Genomic DNA, 18,665 nt, shown 5'->3' with positions numbered 1-18,665 from the left:
CTAATTTTCTCTACCGCTCTATCACTTCCTCATCCTTATTGGAAAGGACTGAAAACTTTAAAATCTGGAAGCCCTGTGGATTGCTGTCTGACCGGACACTGTTGAGGAGATTGCATGATGTAATAAGGCTCCTTCGTGTGAGATTACTGGACCTGATGATAAACTGCTTGGCGTAAGTGGTCACAGAATAAGGATAAGTATTAAAATCACAGACCACACTGTCCACTTCAACTCTTTGCTGAATGTTCCCGGAAATGATCCTGTTATAATACCCCTTTTCAGATAGGTCACGGTAATAATCAAAAGCACTTTTATCCGCCAGATCGAATGCCCGTTTCATATTGCTTTCAATCGCAGCTTTATCTGGTGCTAGCGTAAAAAAAAGCTCATGGAACCTCCTGACATGCTCACGTGCCTCAACGGGGCGGTTTATGCTTGCATCTTGTGAGAGTGCCAGCATCAGCGATTTTCCCTGATCAAGAACATATATTTTCTCTCGTTGTACCGATGCAAAGGAATACGATTTCCAAACCGCAAATGCTGTGATAATCAGGCACAATACTGCAAAGACAATTGCGTAAAGCCGAATCTGTTTGAAACTATTTTCAATGTTTCTTAGCGTTCTGAATTCCATAATCAATTGCTTTTTTGTCCTTGTCCATTACTTTTATTATCCAGCAGCTGACCTCCAATATTTCCCACTGCTGCCCCAGCCGCAGCAGCACCAACATTTCCTGTGCGCATAGCCGCCTGACTTACGTTACGGGTAAAGTTTCCCGCACCGCCAGCCTGAATAATCCAACTGGTAACAGTTGGAATGGTAAAGTATCCAACAATTCCTATGATCATAAAAATCAGGTAAACACTATTCTCGGGATCTGGAACAAATGAGGGATCACTTAATAGTTCTATATCCCGCTGTACACTCATCGCGTTTATTTTCGCAAGCATGGCACTGAAAAGATCGGCCACAGGAAGCCACAGATAAACACTTATGTATCTGCTGAGCCACTGGGTAAGAGTGCTCTGAAATCCATCCCAGACAGATATGGCAAATGCAATCGGCCCCAGTATCGAAAGAACGATTAAAAAGAAAGTCCGTATCGTATCAACCACCAGAGCCGCAGCCTGAAAAAGCAGTTCTAGGATTTCCCTTAATTCCTTTTTGATTTCCTGCTTGATATTGTAGACTGCCTGATCCCTATACATACTGACCATCGTTGCGATATCATCAAATGACCATCCCAGATCATCAAGCTTTTTGTCAAACTCCTCGTCTGATACCAAATAAGCTGTTGCAGGATTGCGTAGCATCGCTTCCTTTTCCAGTACATCTTTTTGCTGTTGCAAGGTATTGAGATCAAGTACCTGTCCTTCCAACATTGAATGAGTTCCCTTAACAATTGGACTAAGTACTCCGTTAATTGTCCCTAGTACGATTGTAGGGAAAAACATAATGCACATGCCTATCGCAAATGGTCTTAACAGTGGAAAAACATCAATTGGCTCTGCCCTACTTAATGCCTGCCAAACCTTTAACGCCACATAGAACAGTGCGCCCAGACCCGCCACGCCTTTTGCTACAACAGCCATCGTTTCAGAAAGGGGCATCATTTCATCATAGAGGCCTCTTAGGATCTCATGTAAATTGTTAAATTCCATAACTGTGAGAATTTGTTACCAATATTTTTGATTAGCTGTGCCATATAAGTCCATGACGCGTTTCGTGTCATTCTGCTTTTTAGCTCGTAGGATGCTCACAGAGATATTTTTATTGGTGTAATATCTTACAAGGCTATGGTATTCTTTAACCTCTTTATACACTCGGTCAATAATCTCCATACGCTCCTTATCATTCAGTGATAAGCTGCTCGAACTAATAATCTGCTTAAGTTCTTTCAGCAATTCAGTACTCTCGTTAAGCAACGCGGAATAACCGTTTCCTATCGCTACCAGCTCGGCAGTAGAAAAATTCTTATCATTCAGCATTTTTCCAAAATTGTTGACGTATAAGTTGCTTACATCCCCGACCAGTAAAACGGTCTGCTGAACTTTTCTTGCATCTTTAACCAGGTTATTGACTGCCTTCAGCTTGTCGTAGTACTCTTTTCCCTGTTCATAAACTTTCTTAACTTCATTGAAGTTCTTGACCACATTGCTTACTGTACTTGAGGTTTGTACTATTTCATTGGCGGAGTTCAAAATCCCCGAAGCCAGGTTGGTTGGATCAGTAACTACCCATTGCGCATTTGCCTTTTGTGTGATGACAAGTGATAATGCCATCAGCACTGTCATTAATAAATTTTTCATTCTTTAAAATTTTAGGATTATTTAATTTTTTGCATTGTCTGTGGCCGAAAGCCCTTTAATTTTCCGAAGCGAAATCTTTTTGATGGCTGCTTCCACATCGCCGCCCATTTCGTGGGCTAGATCCATCACTTCCATTTTCTCCGATTCCTCCGTGGTGTATGCCAGATACTCCTGCTCGCTCACTTCTGTCGCGTAGACCGCCGAATGCGTTCCTCCAAGTCCGATCCATACTTCCTTATATTTGCGCTTTGGATCATTGTCCTGATTGATCGAAAGTATCTGCGATTTTTCGCGTTCCGTAAGTCCGAGCATTTTTTGGATGTCGTCAAATTTGTTGGCGTATTTCCGCTGGTCGAGTAAGATCTTGCAGTCACTGTTGTTGATGATTGTTTCCTTGACTATCGGAGACTGTATGATATCATCCACTTCCTGAGTCACCACGATAGCTTCACCAAAAAATTTCCTGACGGTCTTAAATAAATAACGAATATATTCAGCCATTCCTTCTTTCGCTATGGCCTTCCACGCCTCCTCTATAAGTATCATTTTACGGATTCCTTTTAACCGTCGCATCTTATTGATAAAGACCTCCATGATGATGATTGTAACCACCGGAAACAGGATTTTGTGATCTTTGATCGCATCAATTTCAAAAACAATAAATCGCTTATTAAGCAAATCAAGCTCTTTTTCTGAGTTTAGTAAGTAGTCGTATTCACCGCCTTTATAATAGGGTTCCAGCACATTTAAAAAGTTCGCCAGATCAAAATCCTTCTCCCGTACTTCCTTGTCCAAAAGAACCTGTTTGTAGTCGCCTTTCACGTATTCGTAGAATCCGTTAAAACAAGGTATTTCATTATTGTTTTTAATTCTTTCGATGTATCCTGCGACTGCATTGGACAATGCCACTTCCTCACTACGTTTAGGAGCTTCGTCGTCCCTTTTCCATAAGGTCAGGATCAAGGTCTTAATGCTTTCTCTTTTCTCGATGTCAAAGACATTATCTTCGGTAAAGAACGGGTTGAATGAGATCGGGTTGTCTTCCGTGTAAGTAAAATAAACCCCGTCCTTTCCTTTTGTCTTACCTTTGATCAGCTCACAGAGCCCCTGATAGGAATTACCTGTGTCCACTAACAGCACATGGGTTCCATGTTCATAATATTGTCTCACCATATGATTGGTGAAAAATGATTTTCCACTTCCATTTTTTGGGTGGGCTGGCGGGCTACTCAATTAAGAATAGCCCGCCAGCCCCCGCTAGGCCCCAGAATAAAGCGGTTTCTATTCGTCGTAATCCCCTTTTTCATCGGTAGGTCACTGATATCGACGTGGACGGGTTTCCCCGTCAACCTGTCGGCAAGCTTAATCCCAAAAGGAGAAAGCGAATCCTGATAATTTGTCTCTTGGGTAAAAAAACATAATGCTGGTTCGATGAAGGTATAAAAGGATTCTTCGGCGGGGAAATCACCTGCATTGCCGGGAATTCCCGCCCAGTATAAAGTCGCAGCATCTACGGTATTATGGCGGGACTTACATTCCATTAGCGCAAGCGCACTTCCCACATCATTTTTCAGATTCCGTAGCTCCTGGCGGTCTTCGCTCCATGCGAAAACATTATAATGCGCTCTGATAGAGGGCGATCCGTGGGAATGAGCCTCGTTCAGATAACGTTCTATCCATTCCTTATTGATCTGATTGGCTCGGCTATAACGTGCCAATGAATGCATATTCCTGGCTGACTTCTCAAATTTTTTGAGGTTTTCAGAACTATTATCAATGAACAGGTACTGGTTATAGATATGGTCGCAACTGAGCATCAGCCCCACAGGGCTGGCAAAAGACAACATACAATCACTGCGATCTGTGGAAAGCCTGTCGTAGCGATTGCAGTCAGAAACAGTTCCCGGAAGATCGTCTGTACTGGATAATGTATGAAGTACCATCCTCTTACTTCCGATCCTCAGTTCCTCTGCTCCCAGAGCCATATCCTGCAGAACGGGATTGGCCTCACGGGACAACGTAAAATACTGTTCAAGGATTCCGGTTTTCCCTTCGCTGCCCAATATTTCAGCTTCACTCAACTGATCCATTGTTATATGCCCACTGTCATTGATGATACGCTGGAACTGGCTTACCGATTCCAGAAAACGTCGCATTCCTTCCTTATCCCGTATTTCTTTTGGAACAAGATTACCCTTGCATAAGCTGCTAAAATTACTCTGGGACTGCATCCGTGCCTTTGTCGTTTTCGTCAGGAAAACATAACAGTAGTGGTTTAGAAACGGCCGCTCATTAAAGTGAAGCTGAAAAGAACGCGACAAAAAGCTATGTTCACTTCTTTCCAAATCCGGCTGGTAGTTTTCCTTTAAATACCAGTCCTGCTTGTGCAGGATACTATAATCCGGCAAAGTCTTGATTGCTTTACTCCACGAGGAATGAATGGATTCGTAAACATCCGTCCCTACCGTAAAAATTTCCGGGAGTCTTAAACGGAAACACACCGTAAAGTCTCCTTCTTTCGAAATGATGCAATCGTTCTCAATTGCAAGGAGGGGAAAACGGCTTTCTAACGTAGTTGTTTTAGAGATATTTCTCATGATAGCCTTTAAGATTTAGTGTTAAAATTTTGAGTTTTCTCACCTTTCGCAGCTGAGGATTTAAGGTAAGATTGCACGGGTTGACGGGAGATAATATATCGTGGATGCTTTCTTTTTGCACCTAATTTCATCAGTCCATGTTCACCGTATTTGTTGTTCAGGCTGAAAGTTTTCCAGATGATCAGGGAAGCAGACATAAATCCTATCGAAAGGCATATATACGTATTTACGTCTGCCATGTACAGCACCATGACAAGGATCAGTACCAGTAATAACCCTCCGGCAAATCCAAAAAGGTATTGAGCTTTCAAACCTTTAAATTCAACTGTACAGCCGATGCCTTTATTTATGTTCCAGGTTTTCATTTCAGTATGATTTAAAGTTTATGGTTCCCTGAACGAAACCCAGGTCATAGTTGGCGGTAAGCACTTCAATCTTTTTCTTTGGTACTTTGCCTGAATGTTTATCGACTAGCACCTCTTTCTGCATTTTGACCGTGTGCCAGTCAAGATCCTTGCTGAATTTGTTTAGGATATCACTTGGATAGCTACTCAAAAGAAACTTTCCCTTCGCATTGGATAGACATATTAGCAGAGATTCAAAATCATGTTTGCTGTACCCATCGTAATGACCGCAGTCACTGTTAAAGTAAGGCGGATCACAATAATGAAAAGCCTTTTCGTGATCACGTGAATTGATGATCCTAATGGCATCCGTATTTTCGATCTGAACATTCTGAAGTCGTATAGCGTATTCCTCACAGAACGATACTCGCTTATTGCTCAATCTTCTGGTAGAAGTCTGATCCCGAACATCATAACCCCATGAATCACCAATCTTCGCGCTAAAAGACTGGTTGCATAGGACCCAGACCGCCCAGGCGCGTTGTAATCTGTCAAAGAGATGTGGATTGTTATAGATCACGAGCGCATCGCTATGAAGAGATCTACTGTGAAGCGTTATACGGATCATTTTCTCCAGTTCAACAAACTGATTTTTAACCATCTCGTAAAAATTGATCAGCTCACGGTTGTAATCGTTGATCACCTCAACCTCAGATCTCGGTTTCGACCAGAAAATTGCGCCTCCCCCCACAAACGGCTCTACGTAGGTATAATGTGGTGGAATAAGCGGAATAATGATCCTGGCCAGCTGTTGCTTTCCACCATAATAGGTCAATGGGGTAGCCATCTTATTTTTTGCCATAATTGAAAAAATTTAAGAGGGTTAGCCTAAAGGAAAAATGACCGTAAAATGGTAGCTGCGACGATCAGGAATATACAGGCGCCGAACCAGCTCGCCGCTGTCTTTGAAGTGTCAGGGTCACCCGAACTGAATTTGTTGTAAACTTTCACGCCGCCTATCAATCCGACCACAGCACCGATAGCATAAATCAGCTTGGTGGCGGGATCAAAATAGCTTGTAACCATTTGTGTGGCCTCCTGAATACCTGCAGCGCCATTTCCCTGCGCAAAAGCCCCATTGCTGATAAGCGAAATAAACAGCAACGCCAGCAGATTTTTTTGTCTTGATTTTTTCATGTTTCATTACATTTTAAGTTTGTAATACCCGCCTGTGCGGGCTTGGAAACAAAGGTGTTGCAGATAGTATCGGATTTATGGGCAGGTGGTATCAGACGTACTAGGTTTGCCGTTGTTGTCCTAATCGGGGTTCGGAAAAAGCCAAAAAAAACGCCAAACCTTTAAGTCTGGCGGCTGAACTACTGCTGGCTACATTTTACGTCCCTTTTTATTTTCTTTTCTTTCATTTTCTTTAGGTGACTGACTGATATGCTGTTTAAGTCTATTTTCCCGGATAAGTTCATCGATTCCTGACTTATTCCATGGGATCAACGCGGCTTTAAAGTCAAGTCGGAGACCTGTTTCTTTTAAGCCCTCTAATTCACCCCACCCCCATTTGCGGTTCCACCCTACCGGATCAAGTGTCTTTACAAATGGTATTTCAACAAATAAAAGATCTTTCGGATATTCTACAACTTTATCCCATTCGATTTTACCTATTTCATGTGTTTTAGGGTCATAAGGAAATGCATAGGTGTTTTTTGGGTCAACGTACCAGTCCTCCAGCTCATCAAAACTTATCCCCATCGTAGAAAAATCATCTTTGGGCCGTAAAAGATCTATCCGCGCATCTGCATAAAAGATGTGTCCCCCAATTTCAACGGTTGGAAGTTCTCCATGTTTAATTCTTCTTGACAGTGCCTCCTGATCGACCATAAGTTCAAAATCGGTCAGCAAAAGAATTTCCTCAACAGCCTTATTATACTTTTCTGCCATCTGCTTAGGGGCAACTGTAACAAACTGTGGCGGAGTTATGGTTAAATCCCGTCTACTCGTCTTGTCAAAATGATCAAAACGGTAACCATCTTCGCCCAGATCGATCATATCCTCCAATGTGTAGCGGTTATCGGGGTTAGCCTTTTCTCTAAATTCAAATTTGTTCACATCAGCAATAAATTCGATTCCGTAATCAGGATCTCTATAGATCGGTAGTTCTTTTTCCATAACTCAACATTTTTTTATTTGTATTAACTTAATTGCTGAGCCAAATTCCGCCATAGAACAAATAATTGGTGAAGTGCAGAACGCTGAGGCATTATTTTTCCCAGATTTTCCTATTTGCAAAATGGTGATAGTTATATTAACATTTTTATATTCAATTTGGAATTGGAAGATCTTCCTTTAAAAGTATATTTTTAATTCCTCCAAACATTACCTTAATAAAATGCATAATTTTTATTAACACACAATTATCTTTCGCAAAAAGTGCCATAATTATCTATCAGCAATCTGTTTTACGCTTATTTATTTCGCTAAAACAAATTTCAAAAGTTAAACATGTTAAAATCAAATCCATACTGGTTAAAATCTAATCGTTATTCGTTCATTGTAGTTATTACTTTTGATTCAATATCGATTTTTATTTAACCTTTATTTAGATTATGTACTATTCCCCATCTTTTATAAAGACCGCTTTCAAAGGGATTTTCCTTGCTGCTTTCTTATTATTCTTTACTCACAGCAAAGTTTTTAGTCAAAATCAGGTTAATGACCAGGGCCACGGTAAGATGGTTCTTAAATGGTATCTATCACATATTGACCATCAGGAGAAAAGGGAGCTATACTATAAGTTTACTTACTACATGAATGGTAATTTAGTGCTGCGACAAGAAATAAAGAATGACAGTAGCTTACTTGAAAAAAGCTATTCTGAGAACGGCTCTCTGACTGTAAGTAAGATTATGCCTACCTATCTTATTAATATCTCGAAAGCACTTGTTAGATACAAAAGCGAAACCGATTCTAGTAAAGTTGAAGAAGTTGCTTTAGCTGATTATGGTCCTGAGCTATTTTATAAATGCGCGGTAACACCACCTAAAATAACAATGCTTGATACATTAAGCCAACAAACTCTGACAGTAGCAGGACACACATGTATTAAAGGTAAGGCACATATATTAAACTCAGATTTTGAATTTGCATATACCAAATCACGACTAAATGTTAAATCCCCTTTAAATCTATTTGTTCCTAATTTTCCTTATCAAATCCTTTGGATTAAAATTCCTCTTGACAATAATCCACAGGGCATACAGACCTTCGTAATTGAAAGTACTTCCGAAACAATACCTGAAAATATTAAAAATTCAATAACCTGGTAATCGATCATTATTTAACTTAAAATATATTATTATGAGAACTAAAAATCTGGTATTGACAGCAATGTCATTATCCCTCCTCCTTGCGTGTAAAAAGCAAGAAGCAATCACAACGGAAGTTGATTACAAAAAGAAGCTAGAGCAAGAATTTAACTTAACTTCAATGACTTCTTCTGTTAAAATGTCTAATAAAGAAAGTAAGCCAGTTCATAATTTTGCAACTTACGAGGAGCAATATAAGTATCTAAAAGAATTGGTCAAGAATACTGTCATTCATGATACTGTCATTATCTATCCATCAAGCAAAATTAACTCTAAATCGAGTTCAACCGATGGGCTTAAATTGGTTGGAAAAAATAATAAAGCTTTCGGACCAGGCACTAACGGAATTGAGCAAAACTTTTATACGCACTATCTCTCAAAATCAGCAAAATCTTCTGTTACTAATACCTTTACACTTTCATACTCAGTTTCAACAACTGTGAACTGGCCTTGGAAAAGCGAAACACCAAGTTCGCCACCAGCGTATCTTGGATACTGCTACTTTTCAGACACCAATGCTTACGGTCCGTATGTAACATATGCCGGCTTTATGCAATTGACCAATTCCAACGTAGTTCTTAGCGCAAATAGTGGGGGTGGCTCAGCTAATGGCGCCGCGCAGCTTTACGCGACCACCGGGGGTTTTACAAATTCTGTATCCGTAGGCCTACAGGGTACTTTCACATTAGCTTCACCGGCAACACCGCAAAGCCCGCTAATGATCTATTATACCTTTACAGCCACGGAACCTACATTACCTTAATGGTGATTGAAACCTAGTTTTTGTTTAATGGTAACATAAATCCACTTCTTTGAAATAAAGAAGTGGATTTATGTTTAATAATGTCTATTTATTTGGGGTTCCTCAGATTCTCCTACCCTTTTTCCCTGATTTAATTGGCGACTTCGCATCTTTATTTTCCATTCGTTTGAAAGAAACCTCAGATAAAATCTGGCCCACAACTTCTTTTATCGGCATGGGAACAGAAACAGACCTATCTTTCTGTATGTCTTTTTTATTGGTCACTTCTGATAGCCAATCGATATAAATTCTAGCATCTTCCATATTTACTGGTTCCATCTTTCTGCTACCCGTGCTTTTTGAATCATCAACTCCGATAAAAAATCCATAATCCGGAAAATCCAACTTATCATACACAATGATCACATTGTCCACTGATTTTTCTGGAATATTGTTTTTATGACTGGCAATTATCCGTCCTTTGTACTCTTCTATTATATAATCAGGATCATCCTTTGCTATCATGTCTGTTTACTTTAGTAATTATTGATACTTAATGCTTCCAACTAGTATTGAACGAATACATTATCAGATAAAATCTACGATGTCGAAATCGTCTAGTGCATTAGGGTTGTCTTTTGGAATGACACTTTTCTCTTCCGATATTGATTTATCCAAAAGCTTTGCAATTTTTTGGGATGCGCCATCGATAGAATCCTGCATCATACTAAAAAACTCGGTTCCCTCAATTTTTTGAATGATCCCAGCGGTTTCTCTTTCCTGAACTGTATCAAGACTGTCCTGTTGCAGCAACTTTCCAACTTTCGTCAGCTCCTCTACAGAAACCGCCTGAACAAAACGATCATCATCTGGTGGGACATCATTATCATCATCTTGCTCTATAACATCACTGGATTTAATGTCATCATTATTTTTATTCTTGATAGCGTCGGTATTTTCCTGTCCTGCTTTAGTGGCGATCAATTTTTCTACCAACTTTTTCCGATTGGCCAACCACGCAGGCATCGTTTCTTTCTCAGCGATTACGACCTTTCCTATGACATCTGGTAAAGTCTTCTCTTCGACCTGTTGGGCCTTACGTTCAGCTCCCCCTATTTTCACTTTCTCAACCAGCAGTAGTATAATCACCACTATCAGACAGATCAGTATTGCAATCTCTATTAAATTGTCCATGATCCTAAAAAAGTGGCTTAGATTTGTTAATGAATTCCTTTATCAGCATATCTTCAAATACCGTGAAATGATGCCTCAATATGTTATCCAGCAACGCATAGAGTGGTATTTTATCCTCTCCTATAACATTCGCGATTCTTGACAATCTGGTATGATGCTCACTGCTGACATAGATACTTTTATGACCCCGTTTATCCATAAAAGTATCTGATAGGAACAGTGATTCGTAATTCACATTATCATAAGCTACCTGCTGATGTAGTTTTACGGTAACTTCAACTTGATTTTTTGGCTTCTTCATCTTATAAAATGGGTTTAAATTTTTTATTGAAATAATCGGTAATCTCCTCGCCATATTCACGGAAATGATTTTCCAGTATATTGTCTATATAGGAATACAGCGTTACTTTGTCCTTACGGGTCAGCTGCACTATGCGCAAGAGCCGTTCGTGATATTCAGACCGTATATAGACAACCTTCCCGCTCCTGCCCGTAGGGAAACGGTTGGCAAGAAAAAACTCTTCGTAATCTACCTTTTTGCCGGACCTTGTCCTAGACTTCTCGGCTTTAGCCGTAGGATCTGCAATTTTATCCGCGCTCTCCTCTGTATTTGCCGCAGGTAAAGGTTCATCGCCACTCATGATATTCATCAGGTACTCCTCATCGATGATCGGTTTCTCAAATTCTTTATGATCTTTCTTCATCTCAGATATGAATTATTTTTAGAAACTCCTTAACAAATTGATCCACACGCGTTGTTTTTAAAATTTGTGGATCAGCGGGTAATAATGTTGATTTAAAAACATAATTTCCCGTATCATCAATTTCTTTCCGGAAACGTTTACTGTCCATGATCCGCGTTGCCATAATCGGAAGTGATAAACCATCTATTACTCTTTCATAAGCATCGTACAGGCCTGTTTTCTCTCTACCGTCAACCTGGTTCCAGAATAGGAATAAAGACTGCTCGATGGGATTTTTATTCTGCGCGGGAAGTCTTAGGAAAACCTCACTGAACGCCAGTGTGCTCTCCACAACAAGGCGGTCTGCCGTAATAGGTGAAAAAATATAATTCAACCCCTTTAAAGCACCGATAACCCCCTGGGTGTTGGCTGTACCCGGTAGGTCAAAAAAGATAATATCCGGCGGAACGGAACTGCTCTCACAGTAGTCAAAAGCCTTTTCAAGTGCGTTATCAGCCTTACACTTGATGATCGGATAAGCCTTTTTATTGATCGTATGGAATTGTTTAACGGCCTGTCTTTTGTGAAAATCACTTTCCATTACCGTACGTTTATCTCTTTCACGAATACCGATCAGGCTATATTGCGGAAAATCGCAATCGAGTACCAGGATATTATATCCAAGGCGGTAATGCAGAACGCTCGCTAGCAATGTCGTCATCGTAGATTTACCCACTCCCCCCTTTTGCGCATAAATGCTTACCTTTAAAGGTTCTTTCTTTTTTTCCATATTATATTATTTTATAGCTTCTTAATTTTAAAGTTGTATTAAAGAGCAATTGCCTAAGTTTACAGATGCATAGTAAAATATAAGTAGAGTCAGTTATACGAGTTTAAAAAGGGCCTTATATAAATACTCACATCTTATCTGTAAATCATACATACTTCTTAGAATTTTGTAAACTGGTAAAAAATCTACCAACATTTATAACTTCATATTTTACCGTTTTTATCCTTTTACCCTTATATGCTTTTACGCTTTTATAGTTTTATGCTTTTACATTTTTAAAACCTAACACTTTTATGCTTTTACAATTACTTGATTTGTAACTGGCTAAATTAACCATAGTCACTACCAACAGGCCATATGCAAAAGAAGCCAACTGTAGGAGCTGTAAAGCAGAAGTTTTACTACCTTTCCTCTTTTTACCTACGGTTTCCGAGAGCTCTTTATGATGCGAGCTTTATTCTATTCTTTCTCATATCTGTTCCCAAGAACAGAGCAAGTTGTGTTTTGAGGCACTCAAAACTCGTTTTGTGCCCCAAAACTACTTGCTCTGCCGAGGGCCCGGTAATCCTCCGAAGTCGGATTTACCTTTTATGATGTTATTGATCTTGGTTGTGAATTTTTAGGAAAAGAAAGGTTCACAGAAGCTATTAAGCAATATAATAATTGATCTTTTGGTAGGTTTTGGAAAAAAGTATATGGCAACAAATCGTAAAGGTGGTCGCAATCCTAAACTTGAGAAAGCAACACACAGGTACGTTTTCCGTCTTACGGATTCGGACAACGCAAAATTTCAAACGCTATTTGAACAATCCGGACTGGATAATAGAGCAAAGTTTATCGTATCCATTCTATTTGAAAGAAAGATAAATTCAGTTATGGTCGATAAAGGAGCTATGGAATATTGTACAAAATTATCGCAATTTTTCGCACAGTTCAGGTCAATTGGAGTCAATTACAATCAGATAGTAAAGATTCTGCACACTAATTTCAGCGATAAAAAAACCGTGTATTATATCTGGAAACTTGAAGAACACACTAAAGAACTTGCTCAGATCTGCCGGGACGTTTTAATGCTCAGCAAAAAATTTGAAGCGGAACATCTTGTCAAAAAAGGAAAGTTATGATTGCGAAAATCGGACGTGGATCAAATTTATATGGTGCTTTGAATTATAACAACTTCAAAGTAATTCAAAACAATGCTTCAATATTACACCTCAATAATATGTTTGAAACACCCGATGGCGACTATACGACAGCTCAGCTGTTGTCCTCATTCCTTCCCAATCTTGCGGCAAATAAAAATACAGAGAAGACAGCAATCCATATTTCTTTAAATCCCGATCCAAATGATATGGTGTCAGATGAAGACTATGTCGGCATTGCTAAGGAATATATGACGAAAATGGGATATGGTGATCAACCCTATGTGGTTTTTAAACATGATGATATCGACCGTAGCCATATCCATATTGTTTCATCAACAGTGAACCAAAATGGAATCAAAATATCTGATGTTTTTGAAAAGAGAAGATCAATGGAACTCTGTCGCCAAATTGAAAAAAAATATAAGTTAATACGAGCAGACGAAAGGATAAGTTCCAATGAAAGTCTCACTTTCGTACCTGTTGATCATATTAAAGGCAATGTAAAGAGTCAAATTGCCGCTGTTGTGAGATATCTTCCGAAATATTATCATTTTCAAAATCTTGGAAGTTATAACGCGTTGCTATCGCTATTCAATATCTCGGCTGAAACCATCAAAAAGGAATTCAATGGGGAGATTAAAGAAGGCTTGATCTATTTCGCGCTGGATAAAAATGGGGAGAAGGCCACAAATCCCTTTAAAGCATCTCTGTTTGGGAAACACGCAGGGCTTTCAGCCTTGCAATCTCACTTTCTAAAGTGTAAAGAAGCCCTTGCCGAAACTAAAGAAGAAACCAAAATAATTATTTCACAAGCCCTCGCTAGTGCACAAAGTGAAAAGGACTTTAAAGCGTACTTAATAGAAAATGGTATTAATGTAGTGATACGAAGAAACGAGCAAGGAAGATTGTATGGAATTAGCTTTGTAGATCATAACACACGCACCGTATACAATGGCTCACATCTTGGCAAACAGTATTCTGCAAACGCGATCAATGAGATTTTTTCAAGGACCAACAACTCTCCGGTACCGACGGGCATAGAATTCACAAAAAAAAGCGACACTTCAATACCTGTAATTCCTCATAAAAATGCACTTCACCCCTTATTCGATTTTATGCTAAATTGCGAATCTAATTTTCCTGACTGGGGAATACTGAATGACATTTTACTTAGTGGAAATACAGAAGATCCGGAAGAACATCTATTTGAATTTAATATGAAGAAGAAGAAAAGAAAAAGAGGTCGTAATTAATTGCTTATAGAGCAATTGGACTAGAAAACTTTTTAGACATTTAGGATTCAACGATCAAAATAATATTGATTGTACCATTGTCTGTTTCATGAACTTCGATACCGCTTAAGTCCAAATCAGATAAGTCATGTCCCCAAATCCCATATTTTCCCTGCGTCTCATTTCTGTTGATAAGTCCCGTTCTTTTATCTACAGGAATTGTTTTAACACTTGAAGTTAGCTCCTCCTCTTTATATAAATCATGATATTTTTTGCTGATTAAAAGGATTAAATCCTTTCTACTAAAACCATTTTCATTGGTAAATGCAAAGGTATGTGGATTATTTAGAGGATAGTCAAAAATTACATTGATCGTTTTTTCCTTTATCACTACTTCATCAGCACTTATCAACTGAGAGATTTCCGGGCCAGGATTTTCTAAACTAATCCATGGTATAATTCCGTCCGGCCAGTCCTTTTTTCGTTCTTCGGTAGGTTTAAGGTTAAAATCAAATTCACTTACAAGTTTACCAGCACTATTATATAATTCATCATTTTTCTTAAATTCTTTCTTCTGAATTGATTCAACGACCTGCTCTTTGGATGAGTTTCCTGAATTCGGATTGCAACCACAAAAAATGGCAATTAGTACACATGCAAAAAGTTGTTTAATATTCATTTATATGGTATTAGATTTAAATTAAATCAGAGTATTGGTAATGCTACAATATTAAAAGAAAATTTGATTTTACCTAATGTCGTGTATGCCTATTACCGACTGTTAATCTACAAAAATAATTTAAAATGTACAGAGGCCTCAATAAAAAAGCGTTATCAGGTAATGTTATAATCTATATCGCAGTGCTACCTGACGAAAGATATCTTCGGCTAAATCCTGGTCTTCACCATGTTCAAAATTCCATTTTCCGTTTTCCTTTTTTAGTTTCTGCACCAGTCCATCCAAAAGTATCTGAAATTCCGACATATTCTTAGTCAAATCTCTCTTCAATAATACAACTTGAAAATCACGATTTTTAAAGGTGATTCTGAATACCTGTTTATTAAATTGCTCTTCAAATTGTCCTATAGTATCAAACATAATCCACTTCCGAAATTCAGCCTAATTATAGGAATTTTATCGCAGATAAAAAACATAATGGGAAGTCTAAATCTCACAAAATTTCAAAGGTATTGGAAGTTATAGGCAAATGTATACCATCTTATGCACTAACAGAAAAATTGTTCGTCAGGACTAATATCTATGGTGAAACTTTTCATATATGCAAGAAGACGATTTAAGAGGCCTCGCAAAAATTATGGCTTTCATGCGAGCTGTAAGCATTCTCCTAGTTTTGATGAATTTCTACTGGTTCTGTTACTCCTTTTTCTTTGAACAGGGATGGACGCTCGAAATTGTCGAGCGAATCCTCAAAAATTTCCAAAAAACCTCTGGTTTATTTACTAATTCCACATACAGCAAACTGTTTGCCCTAATCTTATTGGCACTGAGCTGTCTGGGAACTAAAGGCGTGAAAAACGAAAAAATTAAGTGGAAAAATATCAATACATGTCTACTTGCTGGATCAATACTATACTTACTCAATTTCCCGCTTATTGAAATATCAGGCATTCTATATATGCTTTCTACATCTGCAGGCTTTATCCTGCTTATGGTTGCTGGATTATGGATGAGTAGGCTGCTTAAAAACAAATTGATGGATGATCCTTTCAATAATGAAAACGAAAGCTTCATGCAGGAGACAAAGCTTTTAGAAAATGAGTTTTCCGTTAACCTGCCCACAAAATTTTATTATCGTGGAAAATGGAATGACGGATGGATATCGGTGGTGAACGTCTTTCGCGCATCTATCGTACTAGGTACTCCCGGAAGTGGTAAGAGCTACGCTATAGTCAACAACTACATTAAGCAACAAATCGAAAAAGGATTCTCGATGTACATTTACGATTTCAAATTTGATGATCTTTCACTAATCGCTTACAACCATCTCCTGAAACACAGTGACAAGTACGATGTAAAACCCAAATTCTATGTGATCAACTTTGATAATCCACGCAAAAGCCATCGCTGCAATCCCTTAAATCCTCAATTCATGACCGACATCTCTGATGCGTACGAAGCATCGTACACCATCATGCTAAACCTCAATAAGACGTGGATTCAGAAACAAGGGGATTTTTTTGTTGAGTCACCAATCATCCTGCTAGCAGCGATCATCTGGTTTTTGAAGATTTATGATAATGGTAAATTCTGCACTTTTCCGCACGCAATCGAACTACTTAATAAAAAATATGCTGATATTTTTACAATACTAACAAGTTATTCTGAGCTTGAAAACTACCTTAGTCCCTTTCTTGATGCTTGGGAAGGCGGGGCACAAGATCAACTACAAGGCCAAATTGCCTCGGCTAAAATCCCGCTATCAAGAATGATCTCTCCGCAGCTCTACTGGGTTATGTCCGGGGATGATTTTTCATTGGACATAAACAATCCGAAGGAACCCAAAATCCTATGTGTTGGCAATAATCCAGATAGACAGAACATCTACTCGGCTGCCCTTGGCTTATATAACTCCAGAATCGTAAAAATGATAAATAAAAAGGGAAAACTTAAAAGTTCCGTTATAATTGACGAACTTCCCACAATTTATTTCCGTGGATTAGATAATCTCATTGCAACAGCCCGAAGCAATAAAGTGGCTGTCTGTCTTGGTTTTCAGGATTTCTCTCAATTGATCCGGGATTATGGTGATAAGGAAGCGAAAGTTATACTCAATACCGTCGGAAATATATTCTCAGGCCAGGTCGTGGGTGAAACAGCCAAAACACTTTCAGAAAGGTTTGGAAAGATTGTCCAAAAACGTCAATCGATATCTATCAACAGAAATGATACCAGTACATCTATATCAACACAATTAGACAGTCTGATTCCGGCGTCTAAAATATCTACTCTTTCCCAGGGAATGTTTGTTGGAGCTGTTGCTGACAATTTTGGTGAGAAAATAGAGCAAAAGATATTTCATGCCCAAATCGTAGTAGATACGGAAAAGGTGGCCTTAGAAAGTAAAAACTATAAGCCTATTCCAGAGATCCGTTCTTTTATTTCAGAAACTGGCGAGGACAGAATGGACAAAGAAATTGATCAAAATTATCGCCAGGTCAAACTTGATGTTTCAAAAATTATTGCAAGTGAACTTTCGAGAATTGAGAACGACCCGGAATTAGCCCACCTTGTGAGAAAAACTTAGCATTTTGTTTTGTAAACATATACCAATTTCAAACCAATTAATGTGCTTCCCGTAGTTTTAAACTACGACATAATAAAAGACTTATTTATTGAATCATTTTTATACTTCGAGAAAGAATTTTCAGTATATTTCTGTCAATAAAAAGCCTTTGTTAATGCCTTACAAGTATTCGGATGAACAGCGAATAGAATGGTTAAGAAGCCTACATCCAAAATTTGATGAACAGAATTGGCACGACGACGTCGTAGCCCATTTCAGCCCTATCAAAAACTTTCATTTTTTCAGATCTGCAGGAACGTTTACGGAAAAAATAGATCCCCGTAAGATTTGTGGGATTGATTATTCCTATGGTTACAACTGTATTATGCACAAACCGAAAGATTGGCGATATTATTGGTTACAATTTTTTACTGATTTGCGCAGGTTAGATCGTGTCATTGACAATTTTCCAACCAAAGAAAAGGTTATTGACCATATCCACAAGGCAAAAGAAGCTAAAACTGTAGTTCAATATGGCGATCGTTACTTTACTATAGGTGGTCAACATCGCTTATGCCTTGCAAAATTTTTGGAGGTCACTGAAATTGAGGTAGATGTAATAAAATATGTTTTTGATCGAGTTCATTTCGTTCGTGAAATGCGTTTTCAAAGAACTATTCCTTTTTTGCAGGAATTAGGATTACTACCACTTGATTATTATACAGATCTTAATTACGATTTTTTTATCATAGAATTCGCAGGCCAACACGTGTCCATAAAAAAAAGGTATGCAACTTTTATATTGAAAAGATATACGACCTTAAAAAAGATACCATTGAAAGGATTTATAAATTATATAAAAGCTATGGAGGCGAATTATTATGACAAAACGAGGATAGATGAAGATGTTAAGCTTTATATCTTGGATGCCTACTTGTTGAAGCATATTAAAGCACATAAAAAATTGTTGCATGTTAATGCAAAAAACTAATTAATTGATATTGTT

General features: G+C 38.5%; 20 protein-coding genes and 1 pseudogene. 6 read left to right on the top strand and 15 right to left on the bottom strand.

Going from position 1 to position 18,665, the window contains the following annotated elements; genetic code table 11:
* Positions 1 to 10 precede the first annotated feature (10 nt).
* The 8 genes and pseudogenes from traK to DEU39_RS01495 form a co-directional block, all read right to left on the bottom strand.
* On the bottom strand, positions 11 to 634 hold the full coding sequence (gene traK / locus DEU39_RS01530) for a conjugative transposon protein TraK (protein ID WP_120230665.1): 624 nt from the start codon (positions 632 to 634) through the stop codon (positions 11 to 13).
* 2 nt (positions 635 to 636) lie between these two features.
* On the bottom strand, positions 637 to 1,662 hold the full coding sequence (traJ, locus tag DEU39_RS01525; RefSeq protein ID WP_027374822.1) for a conjugative transposon protein TraJ: 1,026 nt from the start codon (positions 1,660 to 1,662) through the stop codon (positions 637 to 639).
* Between the two features lie 15 nt (positions 1,663 to 1,677).
* Positions 1,678 to 2,310, bottom strand: a complete 633-nt coding sequence (locus DEU39_RS01520) for a DUF4141 domain-containing protein (RefSeq protein ID WP_120230664.1) — start codon at positions 2,308 to 2,310, stop codon at positions 1,678 to 1,680.
* A gap of 21 nt (positions 2,311 to 2,331) precedes the next feature.
* Positions 2,332 to 4,907, bottom strand: a pseudogene (locus DEU39_RS01515) (TraG family conjugative transposon ATPase).
* A gap of 8 nt (positions 4,908 to 4,915) precedes the next feature.
* Positions 4,916 to 5,272, bottom strand: coding sequence for a DUF4133 domain-containing protein (locus tag DEU39_RS01510; RefSeq protein ID WP_120230663.1), 357 nt, complete (start codon positions 5,270 to 5,272; stop codon positions 4,916 to 4,918).
* 1 nt (position 5,273) lies between these two features.
* The gene (locus DEU39_RS01505) at positions 5,274 to 6,098 is read right to left on the bottom strand and encodes a DNA adenine methylase (protein ID WP_228436755.1); all 825 of its coding nucleotides are present in this window, start codon (positions 6,096 to 6,098) and stop codon (positions 5,274 to 5,276) included.
* Between the two features lie 41 nt (positions 6,099 to 6,139).
* Positions 6,140 to 6,448: a DUF4134 domain-containing protein gene (locus DEU39_RS01500; RefSeq protein WP_120230661.1), complete on the bottom strand. Its 309-nt coding sequence runs from the start codon at positions 6,446 to 6,448 to the stop codon at positions 6,140 to 6,142.
* A 189-nt stretch (positions 6,449 to 6,637) separates the two neighbouring features.
* The gene (locus DEU39_RS01495) at positions 6,638 to 7,432 is read right to left on the bottom strand and encodes a hypothetical protein (RefSeq protein WP_120230660.1); all 795 of its coding nucleotides are present in this window, start codon (positions 7,430 to 7,432) and stop codon (positions 6,638 to 6,640) included.
* A gap of 437 nt (positions 7,433 to 7,869) precedes the next feature.
* Here DEU39_RS01495 and DEU39_RS01490 point away from each other — a divergent pair, with 437 nt between their 5' ends.
* On the top strand, positions 7,870 to 8,589 hold the full coding sequence (locus tag DEU39_RS01490; RefSeq protein ID WP_120230659.1) for a hypothetical protein: 720 nt from the start codon (positions 7,870 to 7,872) through the stop codon (positions 8,587 to 8,589).
* 31 nt (positions 8,590 to 8,620) lie between these two features.
* Positions 8,621 to 9,391: a hypothetical protein gene (locus DEU39_RS01485; RefSeq protein WP_120230658.1), complete on the top strand. Its 771-nt coding sequence runs from the start codon at positions 8,621 to 8,623 to the stop codon at positions 9,389 to 9,391.
* Between the two features lie 102 nt (positions 9,392 to 9,493).
* On the opposite strand, the gene DEU39_RS01480 is transcribed toward DEU39_RS01485, so the two are convergent.
* The 5 genes from DEU39_RS01480 to DEU39_RS01460 form a co-directional block, all read right to left on the bottom strand.
* Complete coding sequence (locus DEU39_RS01480; RefSeq protein ID WP_120230657.1) at positions 9,494 to 9,895, bottom strand: hypothetical protein; 402 nt, start codon at positions 9,893 to 9,895, stop codon at positions 9,494 to 9,496.
* A 63-nt stretch (positions 9,896 to 9,958) separates the two neighbouring features.
* Positions 9,959 to 10,564, bottom strand: coding sequence for a hypothetical protein (locus tag DEU39_RS01475; RefSeq protein ID WP_120230656.1), 606 nt, complete (start codon positions 10,562 to 10,564; stop codon positions 9,959 to 9,961).
* A 4-nt stretch (positions 10,565 to 10,568) separates the two neighbouring features.
* Positions 10,569 to 10,865: a DUF3408 domain-containing protein gene (locus DEU39_RS01470; RefSeq protein ID WP_228436593.1), complete on the bottom strand. Its 297-nt coding sequence runs from the start codon at positions 10,863 to 10,865 to the stop codon at positions 10,569 to 10,571.
* 1 nt (position 10,866) lies between these two features.
* On the bottom strand, positions 10,867 to 11,268 hold the full coding sequence (locus DEU39_RS01465; RefSeq protein ID WP_120230654.1) for a DUF3408 domain-containing protein: 402 nt from the start codon (positions 11,266 to 11,268) through the stop codon (positions 10,867 to 10,869).
* 1 nt (position 11,269) lies between these two features.
* Positions 11,270 to 12,037 carry a ParA family protein gene (locus tag DEU39_RS01460; RefSeq protein WP_120230653.1) on the bottom strand — a complete coding sequence of 256 codons (768 nt, stop codon included), beginning with the start codon at positions 12,035 to 12,037 and terminating at the stop codon, positions 11,270 to 11,272.
* Positions 12,038 to 12,732: 695 nt separating this feature from the next.
* On the opposite strand from DEU39_RS01460, the gene mobA reads away from it, so the two are divergent.
* Together mobA and mobB are read left to right on the top strand one after the other, a co-directional pair.
* Entirely contained in the window at positions 12,733 to 13,161 is a 429-nt protein-coding gene (gene mobA / locus DEU39_RS01455; protein ID WP_120230652.1) for a conjugal transfer protein MobA, read from the top strand.
* On the top strand, positions 13,158 to 14,435 hold the full coding sequence (gene mobB, locus DEU39_RS01450; RefSeq protein ID WP_120230651.1) for a conjugal transfer protein MobB: 1,278 nt from the start codon (positions 13,158 to 13,160) through the stop codon (positions 14,433 to 14,435). Before mobA ends, mobB begins: the two co-directional genes overlap by 4 nt.
* A gap of 40 nt (positions 14,436 to 14,475) precedes the next feature.
* Here the strand turns inward: mobB and DEU39_RS01445 are convergent, their stop codons facing one another.
* Entirely contained in the window at positions 14,476 to 15,093 is a 618-nt protein-coding gene (locus DEU39_RS01445) for a hypothetical protein (RefSeq protein WP_120230650.1), read from the bottom strand.
* A gap of 165 nt (positions 15,094 to 15,258) precedes the next feature.
* Positions 15,259 to 15,513, bottom strand: a complete 255-nt coding sequence (locus DEU39_RS24620; RefSeq protein WP_120230649.1) for a hypothetical protein — start codon at positions 15,511 to 15,513, stop codon at positions 15,259 to 15,261.
* A 181-nt stretch (positions 15,514 to 15,694) separates the two neighbouring features.
* Here DEU39_RS24620 and mobC point away from each other — a divergent pair, with 181 nt between their 5' ends.
* The gene (gene mobC, locus DEU39_RS01435; protein WP_120230648.1) at positions 15,695 to 17,680 is read left to right on the top strand and encodes a conjugal transfer protein MobC; all 1,986 of its coding nucleotides are present in this window, start codon (positions 15,695 to 15,697) and stop codon (positions 17,678 to 17,680) included.
* Between the two features lie 154 nt (positions 17,681 to 17,834).
* Positions 17,835 to 18,650: a hypothetical protein gene (locus DEU39_RS01430; protein ID WP_120230647.1), complete on the top strand. Its 816-nt coding sequence runs from the start codon at positions 17,835 to 17,837 to the stop codon at positions 18,648 to 18,650.
* Positions 18,651 to 18,665: the final 15 nt, after the last annotated feature.

Origin of the sequence: Chryseobacterium sp. AG363, from assembly GCF_003610675.1 — a bacterium.
Lineage (GTDB): Bacteria > Bacteroidota > Bacteroidia > Flavobacteriales > Weeksellaceae > Chryseobacterium > Chryseobacterium cucumeris.
This window is presented reverse-complemented; position numbering and strand designations above follow the sequence as displayed.